General features: G+C 62.0%; 15 protein-coding genes. 12 read left to right on the forward strand and 3 right to left on the reverse strand.

Annotated elements, in window-relative coordinates:
* The first annotated feature begins 110 nt into the window (after positions 1 to 110).
* The 3 genes from JQ575_RS30925 (at position 111) to JQ575_RS30935 (ending at position 9,337) form a co-directional block, all read left to right on the forward strand.
* Complete coding sequence (locus JQ575_RS30925; protein ID WP_212036969.1) at positions 111 to 1,229, forward strand: branched-chain amino acid ABC transporter substrate-binding protein; 1,119 nt, start codon at positions 111 to 113, stop codon at positions 1,227 to 1,229.
* Between the two features lie 393 nt (positions 1,230 to 1,622).
* Positions 1,623 to 7,826 carry a HAMP domain-containing protein gene (locus tag JQ575_RS30930; protein ID WP_249167008.1) on the forward strand — a complete coding sequence of 2,068 codons (6,204 nt, stop codon included), beginning with the start codon at positions 1,623 to 1,625 and terminating at the stop codon, positions 7,824 to 7,826.
* Between the two features lie 8 nt (positions 7,827 to 7,834).
* Positions 7,835 to 9,337: an HWE histidine kinase domain-containing protein gene (locus JQ575_RS30935; RefSeq protein ID WP_212036971.1), complete on the forward strand. Its 1,503-nt coding sequence runs from the start codon at positions 7,835 to 7,837 to the stop codon at positions 9,335 to 9,337.
* Between the two features lie 15 nt (positions 9,338 to 9,352).
* Here the strand turns inward: JQ575_RS30935 and JQ575_RS30940 are convergent, their stop codons facing one another.
* Positions 9,353 to 9,754 (reverse strand): response regulator, encoded by a 402-nt coding sequence (locus JQ575_RS30940; RefSeq protein WP_212036972.1) that lies wholly within the window; start codon positions 9,752 to 9,754, stop codon positions 9,353 to 9,355.
* A 468-nt stretch (positions 9,755 to 10,222) separates the two neighbouring features.
* Here JQ575_RS30940 and JQ575_RS30945 point away from each other — a divergent pair, with 468 nt between their 5' ends.
* A complete protein-coding gene (locus tag JQ575_RS30945) occupies positions 10,223 to 13,003 on the forward strand; it encodes a PAS domain S-box protein (protein WP_212036973.1) in 2,781 nt (926 codons plus the stop codon).
* A gap of 83 nt (positions 13,004 to 13,086) precedes the next feature.
* On the forward strand, positions 13,087 to 14,082 hold the full coding sequence (locus JQ575_RS30950; protein ID WP_212036974.1) for a P1 family peptidase: 996 nt from the start codon (positions 13,087 to 13,089) through the stop codon (positions 14,080 to 14,082).
* A 39-nt stretch (positions 14,083 to 14,121) separates the two neighbouring features.
* On the opposite strand, the gene JQ575_RS30955 is transcribed toward JQ575_RS30950, so the two are convergent.
* Positions 14,122 to 14,871 carry an EF-hand domain-containing protein gene (locus JQ575_RS30955; protein WP_212036975.1) on the reverse strand — a complete coding sequence of 250 codons (750 nt, stop codon included), beginning with the start codon at positions 14,869 to 14,871 and terminating at the stop codon, positions 14,122 to 14,124.
* Positions 14,872 to 15,128: 257 nt separating this feature from the next.
* Between JQ575_RS30955 and rpe the strand changes: the two genes are divergently transcribed.
* The 5 genes from rpe (at position 15,129) to JQ575_RS30980 (ending at position 20,679) form a co-directional block, all read left to right on the forward strand.
* On the forward strand, positions 15,129 to 15,830 hold the full coding sequence (gene rpe, locus JQ575_RS30960; RefSeq protein WP_212036976.1) for a ribulose-phosphate 3-epimerase: 702 nt from the start codon (positions 15,129 to 15,131) through the stop codon (positions 15,828 to 15,830).
* Between the two features lie 907 nt (positions 15,831 to 16,737).
* A complete protein-coding gene (locus JQ575_RS30965) occupies positions 16,738 to 17,712 on the forward strand; it encodes a hypothetical protein (protein WP_212036977.1) in 975 nt (324 codons plus the stop codon).
* A 569-nt stretch (positions 17,713 to 18,281) separates the two neighbouring features.
* Positions 18,282 to 19,262, forward strand: coding sequence for an ABC transporter substrate-binding protein (locus JQ575_RS30970; RefSeq protein ID WP_212036978.1), 981 nt, complete (start codon positions 18,282 to 18,284; stop codon positions 19,260 to 19,262).
* Positions 19,263 to 19,507: 245 nt separating this feature from the next.
* Positions 19,508 to 20,512: an ABC transporter substrate-binding protein gene (locus tag JQ575_RS30975; protein ID WP_212036979.1), complete on the forward strand. Its 1,005-nt coding sequence runs from the start codon at positions 19,508 to 19,510 to the stop codon at positions 20,510 to 20,512.
* Complete coding sequence (locus JQ575_RS30980; protein ID WP_212036980.1) at positions 20,509 to 20,679, forward strand: hypothetical protein; 171 nt, start codon at positions 20,509 to 20,511, stop codon at positions 20,677 to 20,679. Before JQ575_RS30975 ends, JQ575_RS30980 begins: the two co-directional genes overlap by 4 nt.
* A gap of 296 nt (positions 20,680 to 20,975) precedes the next feature.
* Here JQ575_RS30980 and JQ575_RS30985 read toward each other — a convergent pair whose 3' ends face one another.
* Entirely contained in the window at positions 20,976 to 21,269 is a 294-nt protein-coding gene (locus JQ575_RS30985; protein ID WP_192734137.1) for an antibiotic biosynthesis monooxygenase, read from the reverse strand.
* 124 nt (positions 21,270 to 21,393) lie between these two features.
* Between JQ575_RS30985 and JQ575_RS30990 the strand changes: the two genes are divergently transcribed.
* Positions 21,394 to 21,945: a hypothetical protein gene (locus JQ575_RS30990; RefSeq protein ID WP_212036981.1), complete on the forward strand. Its 552-nt coding sequence runs from the start codon at positions 21,394 to 21,396 to the stop codon at positions 21,943 to 21,945.
* 218 nt (positions 21,946 to 22,163) lie between these two features.
* On the forward strand, positions 22,164 to 22,748 hold the full coding sequence (locus JQ575_RS30995; protein ID WP_249167003.1) for a hypothetical protein: 585 nt from the start codon (positions 22,164 to 22,166) through the stop codon (positions 22,746 to 22,748).
* Positions 22,749 to 22,855 lie beyond the last annotated feature (107 nt).

Here is a 22,855-nt window from a genome sequence, read left to right on the forward strand (position 1 = left end):
CCCGAAATTTGCCGATGACTTCGCGGTAAAATCAGCCGACAATGGCTGCGGTTTTCGCGCCCGGCCCGCCGGGTGCATCCCGAAAATCGAACAACCCGCGAGGATACCTCATGAAATCATTGAAACTCATCGGCCTGGCATTGGGCGCATCATTGGCGCTTTCGACCACCGCGCTGGCGCAGGACATCAATATCGCAGTGGCGGGCCCGATGACGGGCGGCGAATCCGCATTCGGCCGGCAGATGAAAAACGGTGCCGAGCAGGCGGTAGCCGATATCAACGCCGCCGGCGGTGTGCTCGGCAAGAAGCTGGCGCTGCAGGTCGGCGACGATGCCTGCGATCCCAAGCAGGCGCGCTCGGTGGCGGAAAAGTTCGCCAGCGCGAAGATCCCGTTCGTCGCCGGTCACTTCTGCTCGTCCTCGTCGATCCCGGCGTCGGAAGCCTATGCCGACGGCAACGTGCTGCAGATTACGCCGGCCTCGACCAACCCGCTGTTCACCGAGCGCAAGCTCTGGAACGTGGCGCGCGTCTGCGGCCGCGACGATCAGCAGGGCCTGATTGCCGCCGATTACATCGTCAAGAACTACAAGGGCAAGAACGTCGCCATCCTCAACGACAAGACCACCTACGGCAAAGGCCTCGCCGACGAAACCAAGAAGGCGCTCAACAAGGCCGGCGTCACCGAGAAGATGTTCGAATCCTACAACAAGGGCGACAAGGATTTTAACGCGATCGTGTCGCGGCTGAAGCGCGACAATATCGATCTGGTCTTTGTCGGCGGTTACCATCAGGAATCCGGCTTGATCCTGCGCCAGATGCGCGACCAGGGCCTGAAGACGGTGTTGATGGCGGGCGACGCCTTGAACGACAAGGAGTTCGCCTCGATCGCAGGTCCCGCCGCCGAAGGCACGCTGTTCACCTTCGGCCCCGACCCGCGCAACAAGGCGACCGCCAAGGAGATCGTCGCCAAGTTCAAGGCCAAGAACATCGATCCCGAAGGCTACACCCTCTACACCTACGCCGCGATGCAGGTCTGGACGAAGGCGGTGGCGAAGGTCGGCTCGACCGATCCGAAGAAGGTGATGGAAGCCATCAAGGCCGGCGAGTGGGATACCGTGCTCGGCAAGATGGGCTTCGATGCCAAGGGCGACATCAAGGCGATCGACTATGTCGTCTACAAGTGGGATGCCAAGGGCAACTACACCGAGATCAATCCGAAGGGTTCCTAAGACCCCTCCCAAGCTTTGTTAGCAACGAACGCCCCGGCTTTGCCGGGGCGTTTTTTGTTGGCGGCGCGTTCATCAAGGAAAGCCGAGCCTGCAAAGGGTTAACGGCCTTTCACGCTATGGAACTTTTTTCCCGGGGTGGTGGAACCAAAGGCATCCGAGCGGTTTTAAACAGTTCGGGGTGGGTTCCATGTCATTGATTTTGCTGCATCACCTGCTGTTCCACCTTGATCTCCGATCGGGCGGCACGTCTTATGGCGCAAATCGCATACCAGCGGCCAGATTCGCGCGACATCGCCTCGAGGAGACACCATGAGTGATCTTTCCCCCGGAGCATCATCTCCGGTCCGCCGCGTCTCCAAAGCCAAAGCCCAGGCCAACGGCACGCCCGACCCGATGCAGGACCTGCTGCACGCGCTGCAGGCGATGCGCTCCGGCGATTTCTCGGTGCGGATGACCGGCGATCATCTCGGCATCGAGGGCAAGATCGCCGACACCTTCAATGAGATCGTCGCCGCCAATCAGAGAATGGCGCAGCAACTGGAGCGCGTCGGACAGGTCGTCGGCCGCGAGGGCAAAACCCGCCAGCGCGTCAAATTCGATCTTTCGAGCGGCTCGTGGGCGGACATGGAAGGGTCGGTCAACACCCTGATCGACGACCTGCTGTGGCCGACCCGCGAAGTGACCCGGGCGGTCGCCGCCGTGGCGCAGGGAGACCTGCTGCAGACCGTGCAACTCGATGTCGATGGCCGCCCGCTGGGCGGCGAATTTTTGCAGTCCGCCAACATCGTCAACACGATGATCAAGCAGCTCAGCGTGTTCACCTCGGAAGTGACGCGCGTGGCGCGCGAGGTCGGCACCGAGGGCAAGCTCGGCGGCCAGGCGCAGGTGCCGGAAGTCACCGGCGTGTGGAAGGATTTGACCGAGAGCGTCAACTCCATGGCCAACAACCTCACCGGCCAGGTCCGCAACATCGCCGAAGTCACCATCGCGGTCGCCAATGGCGACTTGTCGAAAAAGATCACCGTCGACGTGCGCGGCGAGATCCTGCAGCTGAAGGAAGCCATCAACACGATGGTGGACCAGCTGCGCTCGTTCGCTTCCGAAGTGACACGTGTGGCCCGCGAAGTCGGCACCGACGGCAAGCTCGGCGGTCAGGCGATCGTGCCCGGCGTCGCCGGCACCTGGAAGGATCTCACCGACTCCGTCAACGCGATGTGCGGCAACCTCACCGCGCAGGTCCGCAACATCGCCAACGTCACCACCGCGGTTGCCCGCGGCGACCTCTCGCGCAAGATCACGGTCGACGTCCGCGGCGAAATTCTGGAATTGAAAGACACCATCAACACGATGGTGGACCAGCTCAACTCGTTCGCCTCGGAAGTGACGCGCGTCGCGCGCGAGGTCGGCACCGAAGGCAAATTGGGCGGTCAGGCCCAGGTGCCCGGCGTCGCCGGTACCTGGAAGGACCTCACCGACAACGTCAACTTCATGGCGTCCAACCTGACGGCGCAAGTGCGCAACATTGCCGACGTCGCGACCGCGATCGCGGGCGGCGACCTTTCCAAGAAGATCACCGTCAACGTGTCCGGCGAAATCCTTCAGCTGAAGGAAACCCTCAATACGATGGTCGACCAGCTCAACGCCTTTGCCGGCGAAGTGACGCGCGTCGCGCGCGAAGTCGGTACCGACGGGCGGCTCGGCGGTCAGGCCAACGTGCTCGGCGTAGCCGGCACCTGGAAGGATCTCACCGAGAGCGTCAACTCGATGGCGAGCAACCTGACGGCGCAGGTCCGCAACATCGCCGAAGTGACGACGGCGGTCGCCAATGGCGACTTGTCGAAGAAGATCACGGTGGACGTGCGCGGCGAAATTCTGGAGCTGAAGGACACCGTCAACACGATGGTCGACCAGCTCAACGCCTTTGCCGGCGAAGTGACGCGCGTCGCGCGCGAGGTCGGCACCGAAGGCAAGCTCGGCGGCCAGGCGCTGGTGCGCGGCGTCGCCGGCACCTGGAAGGATTTGACCGACAGCGTCAACTCGATGGCCAGCAACCTCACCGGCCAGGTCCGAAACATCGCCGAAGTCGCCACCGCCGTCGCGAAGGGCGACTTGTCCAAGAAGATCACGGTGAACGTGTCAGGCGAAATCCTTCAGCTGAAGGAAACGCTCAACACGATGGTCGACCAGCTCAACGCCTTTGCCGGCGAAGTGACGCGCGTCGCGCGCGAGGTCGGCACCGACGGCAAGCTCGGCGGCCAGGCCGAAGTGCCCGGCGTCGCTGGCACCTGGAAGGACTTGACGGATAGCGTCAACTCGATGGCCGGCAATCTGACCGCGCAGGTCCGCAACATCGCCGAAGTGGCGACCGCCATCGCCGGCGGCGACCTGTCGCGCAAGATCACCGTGGACGTGCGCGGCGAGATCCTGCAGCTCAAGGAAACGCTCAACACGATGGTCGACCAGCTCAACCGTTTCGCGGGCGAAGTGACGCGCGTGGCGCGCGAGGTCGGCACCGAAGGCCGGCTCGGCGGCCAGGCCAACGTGCCCGGCGTCGCCGGCACCTGGAAGGACTTGACCGACAACGTCAACTCGATGGCCGGCAACCTCACCGGCCAGGTCCGCAACATCGCCGAAGTGACCACGGCGGTGGCGAAGGGCGACCTGTCCAAGAAGATCACCGTGGACGTCAAGGGCGAGATTCTCGAGCTGAAGAACACCGTCAACACGATGGTCGACCAGCTCAACGCCTTCGCCTCCGAAGTGACCCGCGTCGCGCGCGAGGTCGGCACCGAAGGCAAGCTCGGCGGCCAGGCGCAAGTGCCTGAAGTCGCCGGCACCTGGAAGGACCTCACCGACAACGTCAACTTCATGGCTTCCAACCTAACGGCGCAGGTCCGCAACATCGCCGAGGTCGCGACCGCGATCGCCGGCGGCGACCTGTCCAAGAAGATCACGGTGGACGTGCGCGGCGAAATCCTGCTGCTTAAGGACACCTTGAACACGATGGTCGAACAGCTGCGCTCGTTCGCGGCCGAAGTCACGCGTGTGGCGCGCGAAGTCGGCACCGAGGGACGGCTCGGCGGCCAGGCGGTGGTGCCCGGCGTCGGCGGCACGTTCAAGGACCTGACCGACAACGTCAATCTGCTGGCGGCCAACCTGACGACGCAAGTCCGCAACATCGCCGAGGTCACCACGGCGGTGGCGCGCGGCGACTTGTCGCGCAAGATCACGGTCGACGTGAAGGGCGAAATCCTCGAACTGAAGAACACCATCAACACGATGGTCGATCAGCTGAACGCGTTCGCCGGCGAAGTCACCCGCGTCGCCCGCGAGGTCGGCACCGAAGGCAAGCTCGGCGGCCAGGCGCAGGTGCCCGGCGTCGCCGGCACCTGGAAGGACCTTACCGACACCGTCAACTTCATGGCGGCCAATTTGACCGAACAGGTGCGCGGCATCGTCAAGGTGGTGACCGCGGTCGCCAACGGCGATTTGAAGCAGGACCTGACGGTGAAATCGAAGGGCGAAGTCGCCGCTCTCGCCGATACCATCAACAACATGACCGAGACGCTGGCGACCTTCGCCGATCAGGTCACCTCGGTGGCGCGCGAAGTCGGCGTCGAAGGACGGCTCGGCGGTCAGGCCAACGTGCCCGGCGCCGCCGGCACCTGGAAAGATCTCACCGGCAACGTCAATTTGCTGGCCGCCAATCTGACCTCGCAGGTGCGCGCCATTGCCGAGGTCGCGACCGCGGTGACCAAGGGCGACCTCACCCGCTCGATCCAGGTCGATGCCCGCGGCGAAGTCGCCGAGCTCAAAGACAACATCAACACCATGATCGGCAATCTCCGCCTGACCACGGACGTGAACTCGGAACAGGATTGGCTGAAGACCAACCTCGCCAAATTCACCAACATGCTGCAGGGCCAGCGCGATCTCACCACGGTCGGCCGGCTGCTGCTCACCGAACTGACGCCGCTGGTGAACGCCCATATGGGCGTCATCTACCGCGTCGAAAGCGAAGACAACCGGCAACTGCGCCTGCTCTCGGCTTACGCCGGCGACGGCAACCACCCTCACCCGCAATTCGTGCAATTCGGCGAGGGACTGATCGGGCAATCCGCACTGGACAAGCGCCAGCGCGTGATCTCGGACATCCCGGCCGACACCGTGCCGATCAATTCGGCGCTGCTCCGCGTGATTCCGAAAAACCTCGTGGTGCTGCCCGTGCTGTTCGAAAACCAGGTCAAGGCCGTGATCGAGCTGTCCTCCGTCAGCTCGTTCACCACCTCGCAGATGACCTTCCTCGAACAGCTCACCGACAGTATCGGCATCGTGCTCAACAGCATCGAGGCCACGATGCAGACCGAAGGCCTGCTGAAGCAGTCGCAGCAGCTCGCCGGCGAATTGCAGACCCAGCAGAAAGAGTTGCAGCAGACCAACGAACAGCTCGAGCAGAAGGCCCAGCAGCTCGCCGAACGCAACGTCGAGGTGGAAAGAAAGAACCAGGAAATCGAACAGGCCCGGCGCGCGCTCGAGGAGAAGGCGACCGAGCTTTCGCTGACCTCGAAGTACAAGTCCGAATTCCTCGCCAACATGTCGCACGAGCTGCGCACGCCGCTCAACAGCATCCTGATCCTCGGCCAGCAGCTCACCGAAAACCCCGACGGCAATCTGTCGGCCAAGCAGGTCGAATTCGCCCGCACCATCCACGGCGCCGGCACCGACCTGCTCAACCTGATCAGCGACATCCTCGACCTGTCGAAGATCGAATCCGGAACGGTGACGGTCGACGCCGAGGAAATCCTCACCTCGAGCCTTTTGGAAACCGTCGGCCGGCCGTTCAGGCACGAAGCCGACAACCGCCAGCTCTCGTTCAACATCAGCGTCGACGAGAACCTCGCGCGCAGCATGGTGACCGATTCCAAACGCCTGCAGCAGGTGCTGAAGAACCTGCTGTCGAACGCGTTCAAGTTCACCGCCGAAGGCGGTGTGCGGCTGACCGTGTCCGCAGCCCTCGGCGGATGGAGCGCGGAGCACCCGATCCTGAACCATGCCCCCGCCGTCGTGGCCTTCGAGGTCACCGACACCGGCATCGGCATTCCGCCGGAAAAGCAGAAGCTGATCTTCGAAGCGTTCCAGCAGGCCGACGCCGGCACCAGCCGAAAATATGGCGGCACGGGTCTTGGCCTCGCCATCAGCCGCGAACTCGCGAGCCTGCTCGGCGGCGAGATTCATCTGCGCAGCGCCCCGGGCAAGGGCAGCACCTTCATCCTGTATCTGCCCTTGAAATATTCCGGGCCCACCGTTGCGCCGCGCATCCCTGCCCCGTCGCCCTATCTGACCGCGCCGGCGCTGCAGGTTGCCGCGACCCAGGAGCGGGTGATCGAGCAACTGCCGGATGACCGGCTCAACCTCGAGGCCGGCGATACCATCCTCCTGATCGTCGAGGACGATCCGCATTACGCGCGGGTGCTGATCGATCTCGCCCGCGACAAGGGCTTCAAGGTCCTGGTCGCCAATCGCGGCGCCGAAGCGCTCGAGCTCGCCAAGCAGTTCCAGCCCACGGCGGTGTCGCTCGATGTGTTCCTGCCTGACATGCTGGGCTGGACCGTGCTCAGCCAACTCAAGCACAATCCGCTGACCCGGCACATTCCGGTGCAGATCATCACGCTCGACGAGGACCGCCAGCACGCGCTGGCACGCGGCGCATTCTCGTTCGTCAACAAGCCGACCACGACCGAAGGCGTCAGTGCCGCACTGTCCCAGATCAAGGAATACGCCAAGCCGCGGCGCAAGCGTCTTCTGATCGTGGAAGACAACGCCGCCGAGCAGATGAGCATCAAGGCGCTGCTCGATCACGAGGATATCGAGATCGTCACCACCGATACCGGCGCCGGCGCCCTCTCGACCCTGCGCGACAACCCCTGCGACTGCGTCGTGCTGGACCTGCGGTTGCCGGACATGAGCGGTTTCGAGGTGCTCGACCAGATCCGCAACGACGAGACGCTGTCGAACGTGCCGGTGGTCGTGTTCACCGGGCGGGAACTTTCCGCCGAGGAAGACGCGGAACTGCACACCATGGCCCGCAGCATCGTCGTCAAGGGCGTGGAATCGCCGGAACGCCTGCTCGACGAAACGTCGCTGTTTTTGCACCGTGTGATCACGGAATTGCCCGTCGAAAAGCAGAGGATGCTGGAGAAGCTCAATAGTTCCGATGAGGATCTCGTTGGCAAGACCGCGCTTCTGGTGGACGACGATGCCCGCAACATCTTCGCGCTGTCGAGCGTGCTGGAACGGCGCGGCATGAAGGTGCTGACGGCGACCACCGGCCATGAGGCCATTGCGCTGGTCGAATCCAATCCCAAGATAGCGATCGTGCTGATGGATATCATGATGCCGCAGATGGACGGCTACCAGACCATCGGGGTCATCAGGCAAAACCCGTCGTTTGGCCGTCTGCCCATCATCGCGCTGACCGCCAAAGCGATGAAGGGCGACCGCGAGAAATGCCTCGAGGCCGGCGCGTCGGACTATCTGGCAAAACCGGTCAACACCGAGCAGTTGCTCCTTGCCATCCGTATGTGGCTCCACCGCTGATGCAGATGATGGACCAAGAGAAAGTAAACATACTTCTGGTGGACGATCAGCCGGCAAAGCTGCTCGCCTATGAGGTCATCCTGAAGGAGCTCGGAGAGAACCTGGTCTCGGCCGCCTCGGGGCGCGAGGCGCTTGAGTTCCTGCTGAAGAACGACGTCGCCATCATCCTGGTCGACGTTTGCATGCCGGAACTGGACGGCTTCGAGCTCGCCGCGATGATCCGCGAACACCCCCGTTTCCAGAAGACGGCGATGATCTTCATCTCGGCGATCCAGGTCAGCGATCTGGACCGGCTGCGCGGCTACGAGATGGGCGCGGTCGACTACGTTCCGGTGCCGGTGGTGCCTGAAGTGCTGCGCGCCAAGATCAAGGTGTTCGCCGAACTCTATCGCAAGACCCGTCAGCTGGAGCGGCTCAATGTCGAGCTCGAGGATCGGGTACGCGCCCGCACCGCCGAACTGGAAGAATCCCATGCGCGGCTCTTGGAAAGCGAGCAGCGCCGGAGCCTGGCGATCGCCGCGGGAAAGATGGGGTCGTGGGATTGGGACTGGGTCAATGGCGACTGGATGTGGGACGAGGGCCAGTATCAAATTCTCGGCGTCGATCCCGGCAGCCTTGAGCTGACACCGGCCAATATTCAGGCCCTGATCCATCCGGACGACGTTCCTGAACTGCACGATGCGTGGGCGAGTTTCGCCCGGGGCGAGAAATCGTACGAAGCGGAATTTCGCGTCATCCGCCCGGACGGCGAAGTGCGCTGGTGCGCGGGAACGGCCGCGGCGAGCACCGACAAGGACGGCCGCGTCATCCGCGTCAGCGGCGTGACGGTCGACATCACCGAACGCAAACAGGCCGAAGAACGCCAAAACCTGCTCGCGCGCGAAGTCGATCACCGCGCCAAGAACGCGCTGGCGCTGGCGCAGTCGATCGTTCGGCTGACGCGCGGCGAAAACGTCAAGAGCTACATCCGCTCGGTCGAAGGCCGCATCACCGCGCTCGCACGCGTGCACACCGTGCTTTCGCTGTCGAGTTGGCAGGGTGCTGAAATAGGCAAGCTGATCGACGAAGAGCTGGCGCCATATTCGATGGGCGATCAGATCGCATTGCGCGGCGCCGAGGTGCAGCTGCAACCGGCGACCGCGCAGACGGTGGCATTGGCGCTGCACGAACTCGTCACCAATTCGGCCAAGTATGGCGCGCTGTCGGCGTTGACGGGCCGGCTATCGGTGAAGTGGGAGCTCGAGTCGGGCCTTCTCGAACTCGTCTGGATGGAGACTGGCGGGCCTGTGGTCGAAAAACCGATATCAAGGGGATTTGGCACACGGAGCGTGATCGCCAGCATCGAGTCGCAACTCGGCGGCAAGGCCGAATTCGATTGGCGTCCCGAAGGTCTCGTTTGCCGGCTGTTGGTTCCGCTGGCGCGCCAGACCGCGCCCGATCCGGCTCCGCCTCGGGAAACCGTGGCGGATAAAGCCGGCAACAGACGCGTTGGAAAATCGGCCCGGCCGTGACGGCTGAAGGGCGGATTACCGCGCGGCCGCCCCGGCAACGGCGCCCGCCGATGGCCGCACCGCTTCCCGGGCCGCGTCGATCGCGCGGATCAGGTCGGTCGGACGAAACGGCTTTTGCAGGCAGACCACGTCAGCCAGTTCAGGTGATTTGGACAGGAAGTCGAGCGCCGTCATGCCGGATATCGCGACAACAGGCAGGTCGGGCACCCGTTCGCGCATCGTCGCGATAACATCGGAGCCGTTCGATCCCTGCAGGAAGATATCGACGATCGCGAGATCGAAATCGGCAGCTTCGAATGCCGTCAATCCCGCATCGGCGGTGGCAGCCTCGACGATTTCGAATTGGTTGATCCGCAGCACGATCGAGATCATCGTGCGCACGTCGGACTGGTCGTCGATCACAAGAACACGGGGCATGCAAAAATTCCCGAACGGCCGTGCAAATAGCCTATGATAAAAGTACCCGACGTAGACGCCACGCCGCGTGGAATATTCAGCGTTTGGGTAAAGGGCCGGTTACCCGGGACCTGTCTTTCCGGCCATGAATTGAATGGGTAGTATGTAACCCTGGGTTGATTCCATCCGGCCCGACCTCATTGTAGACTCGGCGTGCCCATTTCGGCCCCTGAGCAGCTCCGCGTCGCCTGCCTGTTTTTAGTCTGTTAGAGCGTTTTCCAGCGAAGTGGACACCCGTTCGCGTGAAGAAAACGCGTCAAAACTAGAATCTAGAGCCCCGTTCCGATTCCATCGGAACGGAAAGGGCTCTAGTCCTCCCGATCGATATCCGCCTATCGGCTAGATACGCCCCTTCAGTGGATAGGTTAATGTTCGCGCATTTGGTACTGGTCCGATGGCGCGTTCGATGCCAGTTTGCCAGGGACAACGATGCAGACGGCTGACGAACGCAACATCTTTCTATCGACCCTGCCGGCGAGCAGCCGCGATCGCAGGGCTGCGCTGGCAGTGGTCGGCGTCTCGACGGTTCTGTTCGTCCTCGCCGCAGTTTACGCCAGGGTGCCGCTAGCCCCCGTTCCGGCCTTCATTCCAAGTTATCAATCCGCGCTCGCGATCAACGATCTCATCACCGCGATCCTGCTGTTCTCGCAGTTCGCTATCTTACGCTCGCGGGCGCTGCTGCTGCTCGCGAGCGGATATTTGTTCACCGCCGTCGCGGCGATCGTTCACGCCCTGACCTTTCCAGGTGTCTTTGCTCCGACCGGGCTGCTCGATGCCGGCCCGCAGACAACCGCATGGCTTTACCAGATCTGGCACATCGTATTTTCGGTTGTCGTGCTCGGCTATGCGTTCCTGAAAGACAAGGATGGTGGCCCGACAATACCGGGATCCGAGGTACGGGCGATCCTGGGCAGCATCGTTGCGGTCGCGGCTGCCATATCCTTTGCCGCCTGGTTCGTCACCGCCAGACATGACCTGCTGCCTGTCATGATCCGTGGCGGGCATTTCACCTACACCCTGATCGGCACCCTGACGGCGGAAGTGCTCCTCAGCTTCGCGGCGCTGCTGATCCTGTGGCACCGGCGACCGCATTCCGTGCTCGACGTCTGGCTGATGGTCGTGATGTGTGCCTGGATGTACGACATCGCGCTGTCCGGAATTCTCAACGCGGCCCGGTTCGATCTGGGGTTTTACGCCGGCCGGATCTACGGACTTTGTGCGGCCAGTTTCGTCCTCGCAGTGCTCCTGATCGACAATGTCGCCCTGCAAGCCCAGTTGGCCCGGCTGCTCGACAAGCTGCGCCGACAGGCTGCTTCCGAGCGCAGCCTCCACACCGAGCGCGAACGTCTTTTCAGCGCGGTCGTCGAATCCTCCAACGACGCCATCATCACCAAATCGCTCGACGGCATCATCACCGGCTGGAACCGCGCCGCCGAGCGCCTGTTCGGGTTCGTTTCGATCGAAGCCGTGGGCCGGCACGTTGACCTTATTGTTCCGGCAGACCGCCGCGCCGAGGTTCGCAATATCCTCCAACAGGTCCGCCGTGGCGAGAGGGTCGAAGACTTCGAAACGGTGCGTACCCACAAGGACGGGCGAGCGGTGGATGTCTTGCTGACCATCGCGCCGATCCGGTCGGCTGCCGGCGAAATTGTCGGCGCATCGAAGATCGCGCGCGACATTACCGATAGCAAGCGGACGCAAAAGGCGCTCAACCAGGAGATCGAAGAACGCCAACGCATCTTCGAAACCTCGCACGACCTGATCTTCGTCACCGACAGCAGCGGAAATTTCATCCAGGTCAGTCCGAGCGCCAAGATCATCCTCGGTTACGATCCGGCCGAAATGATCGGCCGGAGCGCCATCCATTTCATCCACCCTGAGGATCTCGAGAGCACGCGCAACGAGATGCGCGCGGCGCGGCGCGGAAACCAGCTGCGAAATTTCGAGACCCGCTACATGCACAAGGGCGGACAGTCCGTCACCTTGAATTGGACCGGCACGTGGTCGGAGCCGGTGAAACGGCATTTCTTCATCGGCCGCGACCTCACCGAGAAGCAGGCCGCGGAAGCCCAGTTGCGGCACATCCAGAAGATGGACGCGATCGGCCAGCTGACCGGCGGCGTCGCGCACGACTTCAACAACATCCTGACCGTGATCACCGGGACCATCGGAATCCTGGAGGAATCGGTTGCCGACAAGCCCGAACTCGTCGCCATTACCAGGCTGATCGACGAAGCCGCCGAACGCGGCGCCAACCTGACCAAGCATCTGCTGGCTTTTGCCCGCAAGCAGCCGCTGCAGCCTGTTGAAGTCGACGTCAATGGGCTGGTGCTGGAGGCCGCCAAACTGCTGCACCCGACGCTCGGCGAAAACGTCGAGATCACGCCGCTGCTGGCCGAGGATGCATGGACAGCCCTGGTCGATCCGAACCAGCTCTCGACGGCGGTGCTCAACCTTGCCCTCAACGCGCGCGACGCCATGCCCAATGGCGGCAAGCTCGCGCTCGAGACCGGCAACATCTTTCTCGACGAGAACTACGCCGGCATGCACAGCGAGGTTGTGCCCGGCCATTATGTGATGGTCGCGGTGAGCGATACCGGCACCGGAATCCCCGCAGCGCTGATCGAGCGCGTGTTCGATCCCTTCTTCACCACCAAGGAGGTCGGCAAGGGCACCGGCCTCGGGCTCAGCATGGTGTTCGGTTTCGTCAAGCAGTCAGGCGGCCATATCAAGATCTACAGCGAGGAAGGCCACGGCACATCGGTCAAGATGTACCTGCCGCGCGCTACGGGATTGAACCAGACCGCCGCCGAAGCCGCGATATCAGCCAATGTCGAGGGCGGCACCGAGACCGTTCTCGTCGTCGAAGACGATTCGCTGGTGCGCCGTTACGTGATGACGCAGATCGAAAGCCTCGGCTACACCACGCTCGAGGCGGCCAATGCCAGCGAGGCCCTGCAGATCATCGATACCGCCCCGACGCTGCATTTGCTCTTCACCGACGTCATCATGCCCGGCATGATGAATGGCCGCCAGCTGGTCGACGAGGCGCTGAAACGGCGCCCGTCGCTGAAGACCCTGTACACCTCAGGCTATACCGAAAACGCCATCGTTCACCACGGCCGCCTCGATTCCGGCGTGCTGCTGCTCGCCAAGCCGTACCGCAAGTCCGAACTCGCCAGGATGTTCAGATTGGCGCTTGGCAGTTGAAGCCTTGTTGACGGCCAATATATCGGCGAGGATGACCAGGTATCGATGGCCGCAATCGGTGCGGACTTGAACGGACCGGCATCTTGAAAAACCTTCTCACCGACATTTCCGGCGTTCGCGTCGGCCACGCCGAAGACGCTTCCGTCGCGTCCGGCGTGACTGCAATCATTTTCGATAACCCCGCGACCGCGTCGATCGATGTCCGCGGCGGCGGCCCCGGCACCCGCGATGAAGCCCTGCTCAAGCCTGAAGCCACGGTCGAGGCCGTCGACGCGATTACGCTCTCCGGCGGTTCCGCGCTTGGGCTGGATGCCGCGGGCGGCGTGCAGGCCTGGCTCGCCGAACAGGGGCGCGGCCTGCGGATCCGCGAAGCGATTATCCCGATCGTGCCCGGCGCGATCTGCTTCGATCTTCTCAACGGCGGCAACAAGGCCTGGGGACGTTTCCCGCCCTATCGCGATCTCGGCTATGCCGCCGCCTGCGCGGCTGGCACCGATTTCGCGCTCGGCAGCGTCGGCGCCGGGCTTGGCGCCACCACCGCCAATTTCAAGGGCGGCCTTGGTTCGGCCTCCGCGCAAACCGAAGACGGCGTCATGGTGGCGGCGCTTGCGGTGGTCAATGCCGTCGGCAGCGTGACGGTCGGCGACGGGCCGTGGTTCTGGGCGGCGCCGTTTGAAATGGGCGGCGAGTATGGCGGACGCGGACTGCCGCCGTCATTCACAAAAGACATGCTGAAGGCGCGGCTCAAGGGTGGCCCGGAACCGATCTCCGGAGAAAACACCACGCTGGTCGTCGTCGTCACCGACGCGGTGCTGACGAAAGCGCAGGCCAAGCGCCTCGCGATGATCGCACAAACCGGCATGGCGCGCGCGATCTACCCGGTGCATGCGCCAACCGACGGCGATGTGGTGTTTGCGGCGGCGACCGGCAGGAAGCCGGTCGATCCGCGGCACGGCCTCACCGAACTCGGGATGGTGGCGGCCAACGTGGTCGCCCGCGCGATCGCGCGCGGCGTCCACCAGGCGACCGCGCTGCCCTTTCTGGGCGCGCTACCGGCGTGGAGGGATCGCTTCGGCTAGGTCGCACTCCGAAGCTCATCGCCGGGTCTCTAGACTAGTTTAGGCGCTCAACGAGAGCGACGCGGTGGCCGAGGCCGAAATCGCCTGCGCCTGACGCTGGATCATCTTCTCGATGATATTATACGACGATGTTGCGGCGCTCGAAGCGCTCGCCGATGCAGCCGACGTCATCGTAACCTTGGAACCGTCCGCATAGGTCAGCGATGTCGTCACCGAACCGTCGCTGTTGGTGACGGACGTACTGGATGCGCCCTGCAGCGCCTGCATCAGGGGATCGGAATTCGATCCGCCCTCGCCCGAACCGCTGGCGGCGCGATGGTGGCGGCCCTTGCCGCCCTTCAGCGCCGACGCCAATTCGCTAAGACTGACCGAGCCGTCGCCGTCCTTGTCGAGCTTGCCGAAGACGCTGTCGGCATTATCCAGATTGGTGCCGCCGGCGCCCAGCGCGCCCTCGAATTCCGATTTGGTGATCTTGCCGTCGCCATTGCCGTCGATCTGCGCGAACAGGCTCTTGAGCGCGTCCGAGCGGCTCGTGGGCTCCTGTGAGGTCGATCCCGTGGTGGACTGGCTTTGCGCGGCCAGCAGCGCGCTCATGGTTGCCGGCGAGATCTGCGAACCGCCGTTGCCTCCGGCGCTGCTGCTCGAACCGGTCGAGGCCGAGGCAGTCGCGAAGGAGTCGAACAGGCTTGTCTTGGCAGTTCCGGTGGCTTTTGCGGACGACGACTTCGAGGAAGTCAGCGCCTGGAGGGCATCGATCGCCGATGACGCGGCACCAAGAGCAAGCAACATGACAGAACCCCAACAACGCCGCAGAGCGCGGCCCTTCGTTCATGCCGGTTCCTCAGCAAGCGCCATGCCACGGCGAGAAACCCAACAAAACCGCGGCTTTCCTGATCTTGCCCGGGCCGTCGAGGCAGGAACCTGCCCGGCAATAGCTGCCCGCCGCGGCAGATTTTTCCGCTCGACCAGAGTCATCGCAGCCGCATTGCCCCCGGCCGCCCTGCATGATACGCGGGGGAATCCGTCCCTTGTGCACCGGAGCGCACATGTCCCAGCAATTTGCCTCGCGTCCGCTCGTCATTGCCCCGTCGATCCTCGCTTCGGATTTCTCCAGGCTGGGCGAGGAAGTCCGCGCGGTGGACGCCGCCGGCGCCGACTGGATCCATCTCGACGTGATGGACGGGCACTTCGTGCCGAACATTTCCTACGGCCCCGACGTCATCAAGGCGATGCGCCCGCATACCAAGAAGATCTTCGACGCGCATTTGATGATCGCACCGTGCGATCCCTATCTCGAAGCCTTCGCCAAGGCCGGCTGCGACCAGATCACCGTCCACGCCGAGGCGGGTCCGCATCTGCATCGCTCGCTGCAGGCGATCCGCGCGCTCGGCAAGAAGGCCGGCGTCTCGCTCAATCCGGGCACGCCGGTAAGCGCAATCGAATACGTCATCGACCTGATCGACCTCGTGCTCGTGATGTCGGTCAATCCCGGCTTCGGCGGCCAGGCCTTCATCCGCTCGGCGCTCGGCAAGATCAGCGACATCCGGGCGATGACCGCGGGCCGTCCGATCGATATCGAGGTCGACGGCGGCGTCGGTCCTGACGTCGCGGGCGAACTCGCCGCCGCCGGCGCCAACGCGCTGGTCGCGGGCTCCGCGGTGTTCAAGGGCGGCACCGTGGAAGCCTACAAGACCAACATATCCGCGATCCGCAATGCGGCGGCGATGGCGCGCGGCGAAGCGATCTAGCTCAGTCAGGACGTCGTCGCCGATGCCTTCCGGATGATGTCGTGCACCACACGCACATCGGGAACGGCCTTCATTCTGATAGCCGCATAGCTAACCGCGTCCCCGGCATGGTCGGCTTGGTTTCGCTAAATTGGAATGTCCGCTCGCGTCAGAAATAGCGCTTGAATCACGGCCAAACCGATGCCTTCAACCGGCAAAACCGGACAACCGGAACTGCCGAGATTACCCCGTGACCGGACATGCTGCGGACGTGTCAAAATCGACGCGAACGACCCGAAGCGGACTTACCATCGCGGCACGATAACCCGGTGGTGGCCTTCGATATTCTGGGCAAGCGATCATTGATGGCGAGGATGCCGTCGTCCACGAAGGCCGTACCAACTTCTCCGAGCTGCAGGCTGCATTCGCCAAGGGCGACAGCACGTCGTGGGATCGTCATCGTCAGTCCACCGCGGTGCGCGCCCATATCCTTCTTGACTACTCAATAAGACATATTGCCGCAGGCGGCGCGCATTTCTGGCAAACCGAGCTGTCAATGCCGCATAACGCCACACCGACCTTCTTTTGCGTGTGCGTACTCAGAAACCGGATGGCCGGTTTCTCGCTCCAACGGCGTGATGGCACATAAGCCGGAGGTCATCGACGGAGGGGAGACGACAAGGTTGTTTTTGCTACGGCCAAGTGGAGCGCCACGGGCAAGGACAAGGAGGCAAGCCCATGCCTCTTAGCGGTCTTGCAATGCGCGTGTTCGAGCGCCATTCGAGATCATCGGGCTGAATGCGTGGGCCGCAATGTCGCGGCGCACTGGCCCCCACCACAATGAGCTAGGGCTAGGCGAAAGCTCGCAGCAGGGCTGCGAGCCTTATGCGTTCTCGCGGAATTTACCAGACAATTTTGAGGTAACTTCATGAACCAACCAACCAAGAGACTTTACCGCGACGACCTTGTGGAAGTGAAGGCGCCGGACGAAATCCTGCAAACCCTGGATGCCAACGGAGCATTGGACCATCTGCCGTTCATGCCGGAAATGATACAATTTTGTGGGCGAAGATTTAGGGTCTCAAGACGAGCATTGCCGATATGCTTCTCAGGACCAGGCTCGCCCCGGGCGTTCAGAGCCGATGACGTTGTCACCCTCGATGGCGTCCGCTGCTCCGGCGCCGCCCACGACGGTTGTCAGAAGGCGTGCGTAATTTTCTGGCGCGAAGCCTGGCTCAGAAAAGTCGAAGACACGACAGGTCAATCGCAGGTGGATTTGCGAAGTTTGGATCGATTGCGAACCCGCCTCAAAGTGTCGATCGGAGCGAAGACCTACATTTGTCAGGCTAGTGAATTGTTGAAAGCAACCGATCCCCTGTCGCGGTGGGAAAAATTAGGAAGACTTTTGAGCGGACTCCGTGCGGGCAATTTCACCGCCCTGCAAATGGCACAACACAGTGGAATATGGCTATTTCTGAAATTTCGTCGGATGTTGGTCGGCGAGTATCCGCGCGGAAGCAGCAAGTCCACGCCGGTGGAAAGCCTGAACCTCCAGCCCGGCGAATGGGTCGAAGTGAAATCGATGCAGAGCATCATTGAGACCTTGGACGTGCGCGGGCTTAATCGCGGGCTGTGGTTCTCGCCTGACATGCGTCGATCATGCGGCCAGCGGCGTCGGGTGAAGGGGCGGCTCGACAAGATAATTGTGGATGGTACAGGACAGATGACGCCGCTCCGCAACACGGTGTGTCTCGAGGACTCGACCTGCGGATGCTCTTACATGGGCTTTGGCATGGGGGGGTGCTCGCGCTGCGAACTCACCTATTGGCGCGAGATTTGGCTTCGCCGATCCGATGAACAAAGTGACCCCGTTCCAATATATCGGGGTTTTGTTTCAACTTAGATCGCCGGAGCTAATTAACAGTGTTCCCGTCGCCGGCGTCACGACCACCGCACGATTATCAGAGCTTCTCGAAGCAGCCGCTTGTCGCATTCCTGCTGATGACAGCGGAGGACGAGCAGATCGGCGGAAGCGTTCGCGCACAAGAAGCGGACTTGCCCTAGCGGCACGATAATCCAGCGGTGATGCCTTGGCCGCTACCCTCGTGATACGATTCCGAGAAAAGACTATCACGGGGTTAGCATGGAGAATACGGAGTAAGGTCGATCGTTGTCGTGACTACGACCCCAACTGGCCGACCTTGTTCAAGCAGGAGCGCACCAGGATTAAGAATGCTCTTGGCTCGTTCGCTTTGGCCATTATCGCGATAGCTTGTACCAATCTTGATGTCGACTATTGGCACGAAGCGGAAGAGCCGGGCCGATCTGGCCATGTCCGTTGACGGGGGTAGACCGGAAGTCGCTGGCCGACCGTCAGACCGACGCGATTGACCCAACTGAGACATCAGACCGCTTGAGCTGTGCGGAGAATTGCTTACGCTCGCGTTGAGATCATCGAGGGCGAGATTTGCAATGAAACGACGCGAGTTCATCTCGCTTCTGAGCGGCGCGGCGGCTGGTTGGCCGCTTGCGGCGCGCGGGCAACAGTTGGGAAAGGTGTGGCGGATCGGGTATTTGGGATTTGGCCCGGCGTCCAATTGGACGAGCGAGGTTGAGGCTCTGCGGAGCGGCTTGCGTGCTCTCGGCTACGTTGAGGGCAAGAATATTCTCATTAAGTTCCGATGGGCGGAGCGGGCTGACCAGACGCTTGATCTCGCCGCCCAGCTCGCCAGCATGAATGTTGATGTTATTTTCGCACCTGCCTCAACCCATGTTGAAGCTGCCCGAAAGGTGACCAAAACGATCCCGATTGTCTTCGCAACACATGCGGACCCCGTCGGTCTTGGGGATGTGGTGAGTCTCTCGCGGCCGGGCGGCAATATCACCGGACTTTGGATGCTTCTCACTGAACTCTCCGTTAAGGAGCTGGAGATTTTGAGAGAAGCCTTGCCACACGCAACGAGGATCGGTGTTCTCTGGAATCCCACGACCCCCTCTCATCCAACCGCTATCAAGGCGATGGAGGCTGCGAGCGAAAAACTCGGCGTCGAGCTGGTCATAACTCCCGCTGGAACCATCGCGGAAATCGAGGGAGCATTCTCGACAATGACTCGAGAAAGCGTCCGTGGTATTCTCGTCTTGGGGTCCCCGATCTTCAACGCACAGGGACCACTCTTGGCCGAATTGCAGTTGAAGCACCAGCTGCCCGCGATCTTTGCGTACAGACCAAACGTGGACGCGGGTGGTCTTATGAGTTATGGCGCGGATTTCAACGACCTCTATCGACGCGCGGCAACGTACATTGACAAGATTCTCAAAGGCACAAAACCGGCAGACCTTCCAGTGGAGCAAGCGTCAAAATACGTACTGGTAGTCAACCTCAAAACTGCGAAGGCACTTGGCCTGATCATTCCGCCGACCTTGCTCGCTCGCGCCGACGAGGTGATCGAATAGACGGATTGATGTCGCCTGAAGAGCCGGGCCGATCTGGCGATGTCCGTTCAATGGGGTAGACCGGAAGTTGCCGTGGTCCGGCCAAACCGACGCGAATGACCCAACTGCGACATAAGCTGGCTTGAAAGTCCGCGGCGCAGCGTTCTCCCGCGTAATGGTGATCTGTGCTACCGTATGCTCGGGAGCATAGGAGCGGAAACCAACTCCCTCCTCGCCCCCTGGGAAGTAGCCCAGGAGGAAGCTCTATGTTCGACATGAGAAGGCGGGAGTTCATCACGCTGCTCGGCGGCGCGGCGGCGTCAGTCGTTTGGCCGCTGCCACTCGGCGCCCGACAGTCTTCTGCGCGAATACCGCGCATCGGCTATCTAACCTTGAGTCCGATTTCGGACAAACCGTCTCCCGAACGCGCAGCATTCCTACAGGGTTTGCGCGAACTCGGCTACATCGAGGGCGAAACCATCAAAATCGAATATAGCTCGGCCGAGTCTTATCCTGAACTGCTGCCTGATGCGGCGGAGACGCTGGTCGAGAAAGGAGTCGATCTGATCGCGGCTACCGGCGTGGTCCCCGCATTGGCCGCCAAGCAAGCGACTCAAGCCATCCCTGTGGTTTTCACATATGTCTCGGACCCGGTGGGGAACGGACTGGTCGCCAGCCTCGCCAGCCCTGGGGGGAACGTCACCGGTATCTCGGCTATGCAACCGGAACTCGCCGGCAAAAAGGTAGAGCTCCTGAAGGAGGTGCTACCAGCCCTGTCGCGCGTCGCTGCACTTTGGACTTCGGCTCATCCGGCGCATATGCGCGAGCTGGAAGAGGCTCAGGCCGCCGCTCGGCGCCTAGGAATCTTGCTCGAGCCCTATGATGTGACGCGGCTCACGAACCTCGAACGCGCCTTCGCGGAAATCAAATCCGACCGGCCGCACGCGATGCTGACCTTTTTCGATTATAGAACCCTGGCTTACCGCAGCATGATCGCAGAGTTCGCCGTAAGTCAGCGGCTGCCGACGATCTTTTCATCCCGGTTATTCGTGGACGCGGGTGGTTTGATGTCCTACGGGCCGGACGCGCAAGAAAGCTTCCGTAGCGTGGCGCGCTACGTGGACAGAGTCCTCAGGGGAGCAAAACCGAGCGAGCTTCCAGTAGAGCAGCCGACGCGCTTCGAACTTGTGGTGAACTTCAAGATAGCGACGATTCTCGGAATTAAAGTCCCGCCCTCCGTCCTTCTGCGAATCGACCGCGTGATCGAATGATTCCGCAGGGTATCTGCGGACCTTGGCTCGAAGATCTTCTATCCGGCCATGGAGTTCAGGCGCCGACCAAGTTCGAGCTGGTCATCAACCTCAAGAAGACAGTGAAGGTGCTCTGCATCGACGTGCCAACTACCCTGCTCGGCGCACGCGACGAAGTGATCGAGTAAGTTGGCTTAGTTTGCTGCATCTGCTCAGGTCTGGAATTGGCACTTTTCGGACATGGAGCGATGTCCGACTTGAGTCCGTTGTGCGCACCAAAGCGGACTCCACCGACGACTACAGATTTACGGGTTCACGCCCTGGCGAGCGACGCCGTTTCTGCTTGCTGCCAATTCGTCGGGTGGGCAAAGGCGCGCTGGCGCCGTGCTCACCATCTTTCTGTCGGTGGGCACGCGGAGCCTGCCGTCCGGCGCGCATTCGCCCGACCCGTTCGCTTTGCCCACCCTACGATTCCTCAACTAGTCTAGGCCAGCGTATGGACGATCACCGGTCCGGCAACCGCCGTCGCTGGTCCGGTGAGCAGCGGCGTCAGGTTCTGCTCGATCCACGCGATCCCGCGCCGGTTCGACTCCTCCGCGCCTGCGTAATTGTTGAAGATGCTGATCGCCGTCACGGTGTCGTCGGGCGCATAGACCACGTAGTAGGCCATGAAACCTTCGACATCACTGATGATCGGGATGGCGCCTTCCTTGATCCTGCGTGCCAGTTCTTCGGCCATGCCGGTCTTTGCCTTGCCCTGACGAATGGCGGCATACATGGGAGATCCTCCTTCACCGGTAGCAGAAGCCCCACGCCGCATATTACGCCATCCCCGGCGACCGCGCCATCCAACGTTGCGGTCCGAACCATTCTTGCACCGCAAGCGACCAAACGGCATGAGCATGGATGAAATTCGATCGACGCTGTTTTCCGCGACGCTGCAGCGGTTGCTTGCCGAGGCACTGCAACGCGGCGAACGCGTGCTCTGGCAGGGCCAGCCCGACGCTGTCGCCGACATGATGATGTGGCGGTTTCTGTGGTGGATCGGATTCCCGTGGCTGACGCTCGCCGTCGTCGCGACCGCCAAAGGCTGGATCGATCAATCGGCGATGTTCTTTCTGCTGTCCGGCGTCATAATGATCGCGGCCCCCTTGGTGATGCTGCTGTACGATTGGCAGACGCTATGCGTGATCACCAATCGCCGCGCGCTGATTTTGCGCACGGCCTGGGGCAGGCCGACCGTCAAGGGCACCTCGTTCAAGGACATGGACGCGACATTCGAAATCCTCGACATTGGCCGCGGCGCAGGCCACCTGAATTTCGCGTCCGGTGTTTCGACCCGGTCGCCCGATACCGACTACACCGGCCGCTACGGGTTTCGTGGCATTCGAAATCCCTCCGCTGTGCGGGACATTCTCGAGCGCGCACGTAGCGGAAACTCGCAGCGCGACTAGAGCATGATCCGGAAAAGTGGGAGCCGGTTTTCCCTCGCGACAAACGCGCAGCGTTTGCGCGGAGATCATGCTCAAACAAAAGACTAGAGCGGGATGATGAATCGAAGAGAAATCATCACGCTCTAGCGTTTCCGCCAAATCCCGCTTGCGAGACCGCGCCATCCAACGTTGTGGCGACGCGGTCCGAACCATTCCTGCACTGCAAGCGACCAACGGGCATGAGCATGGATGAAATCCGATCGACGTTGTTTACCGCGAAGCTGCGATGGCTGCTGGCCCAGTCACTGCAACGCGGCGAGCGCGTGCTGTGGCAGGGGCAGCCCGATGGTATTGCCCGCATGATGTTTTGGCGATTTCTGTGGTGGATCGGAATTCCCTGGCTGGCTCTCGTCGCGATTGCGGTCACCAGAGGCTGGATCGCTGAATCGGCCATGTTCCTCCTGGTGCTCGGGGTAGCGATGGTTGGCGCACCTCTGTTGGTGCTGCTGCACGACCTGCAGACGCTGTACGTGATCACCAATCGCCGCGCGCTGATCGTGCGCACCTTCGGCAAGCCAACCGTGACCGACACCTTGTTCAGCGATATGGACGCGACCTTCGAGATCCTCGACATTGGCCGCGGCCCCTGCGCCCTGTATTTCGCGTCCGGCATTTCGCCCCGTGCTGCCGATACCGATCACACCGGCCATTATGGGTTTCACTGCATTCGAGACGCCGTAGCGGTGCGCGATATCCTCGAGCGTGCACGTCGCGAAGACGCGGCCCGGTCGGCCGGCACTCGCCAAAGTTCCGCTCGCGGCTGATGGAACCCGAAGCGTCATCGTCTTGACCATGAAGCTTCATCGTCTGGCCACGAAGGTTCATGGTCTGGCCATAAAGCCGTAACACCGTCGCAGCTCATTCTCGACGG

It is taken from the genome of Bradyrhizobium sp. JYMT SZCCT0428 (assembly GCF_018131075.1).
Lineage (GTDB): Bacteria > Pseudomonadota > Alphaproteobacteria > Rhizobiales > Xanthobacteraceae > Bradyrhizobium.

Bases quoted from the DNA above. Each gene is read 5' to 3' on its own strand.
- JQ575_RS30925 (WP_212036969.1), top strand. From the start codon at position 111: ATGAAATCATTGAAACTCATCGGCCTGGCATTGGGCGCATCATTGGCG.
- JQ575_RS30930 (WP_249167008.1), top strand. From the start codon at position 1,623: ATGCAGGACCTGCTGCACGCGCTGCAGGCGATGCGCTCCGGCGATTTC.
- JQ575_RS30935 (WP_212036971.1), top strand. From the start codon at position 7,835: ATGGACCAAGAGAAAGTAAACATACTTCTGGTGGACGATCAGCCGGCA.
- JQ575_RS30940 (WP_212036972.1), bottom strand. From the start codon at position 9,754: ATGCCCCGTGTTCTTGTGATCGACGACCAGTCCGACGTGCGCACGATG.
- JQ575_RS30945 (WP_212036973.1), top strand. From the start codon at position 10,223: ATGCAGACGGCTGACGAACGCAACATCTTTCTATCGACCCTGCCGGCG.
- JQ575_RS30955 (WP_212036975.1), bottom strand. From the start codon at position 14,871: ATGTTGCTTGCTCTTGGTGCCGCGTCATCGGCGATCGATGCCCTCCAG.
- rpe (WP_212036976.1), top strand. From the start codon at position 15,129: ATGTCCCAGCAATTTGCCTCGCGTCCGCTCGTCATTGCCCCGTCGATC.
- JQ575_RS30965 (WP_212036977.1), top strand. From the start codon at position 16,738: ATGAACCAACCAACCAAGAGACTTTACCGCGACGACCTTGTGGAAGTG.
- JQ575_RS30970 (WP_212036978.1), top strand. From the start codon at position 18,282: ATGAAACGACGCGAGTTCATCTCGCTTCTGAGCGGCGCGGCGGCTGGT.
- JQ575_RS30975 (WP_212036979.1), top strand. From the start codon at position 19,508: ATGTTCGACATGAGAAGGCGGGAGTTCATCACGCTGCTCGGCGGCGCG.
- JQ575_RS30980 (WP_212036980.1), top strand. From the start codon at position 20,509: ATGATTCCGCAGGGTATCTGCGGACCTTGGCTCGAAGATCTTCTATCC.
- JQ575_RS30985 (WP_192734137.1), bottom strand. From the start codon at position 21,269: ATGTATGCCGCCATTCGTCAGGGCAAGGCAAAGACCGGCATGGCCGAA.
- JQ575_RS30990 (WP_212036981.1), top strand. From the start codon at position 21,394: ATGGATGAAATTCGATCGACGCTGTTTTCCGCGACGCTGCAGCGGTTG.
- JQ575_RS30995 (WP_249167003.1), top strand. From the start codon at position 22,164: ATGAGCATGGATGAAATCCGATCGACGTTGTTTACCGCGAAGCTGCGA.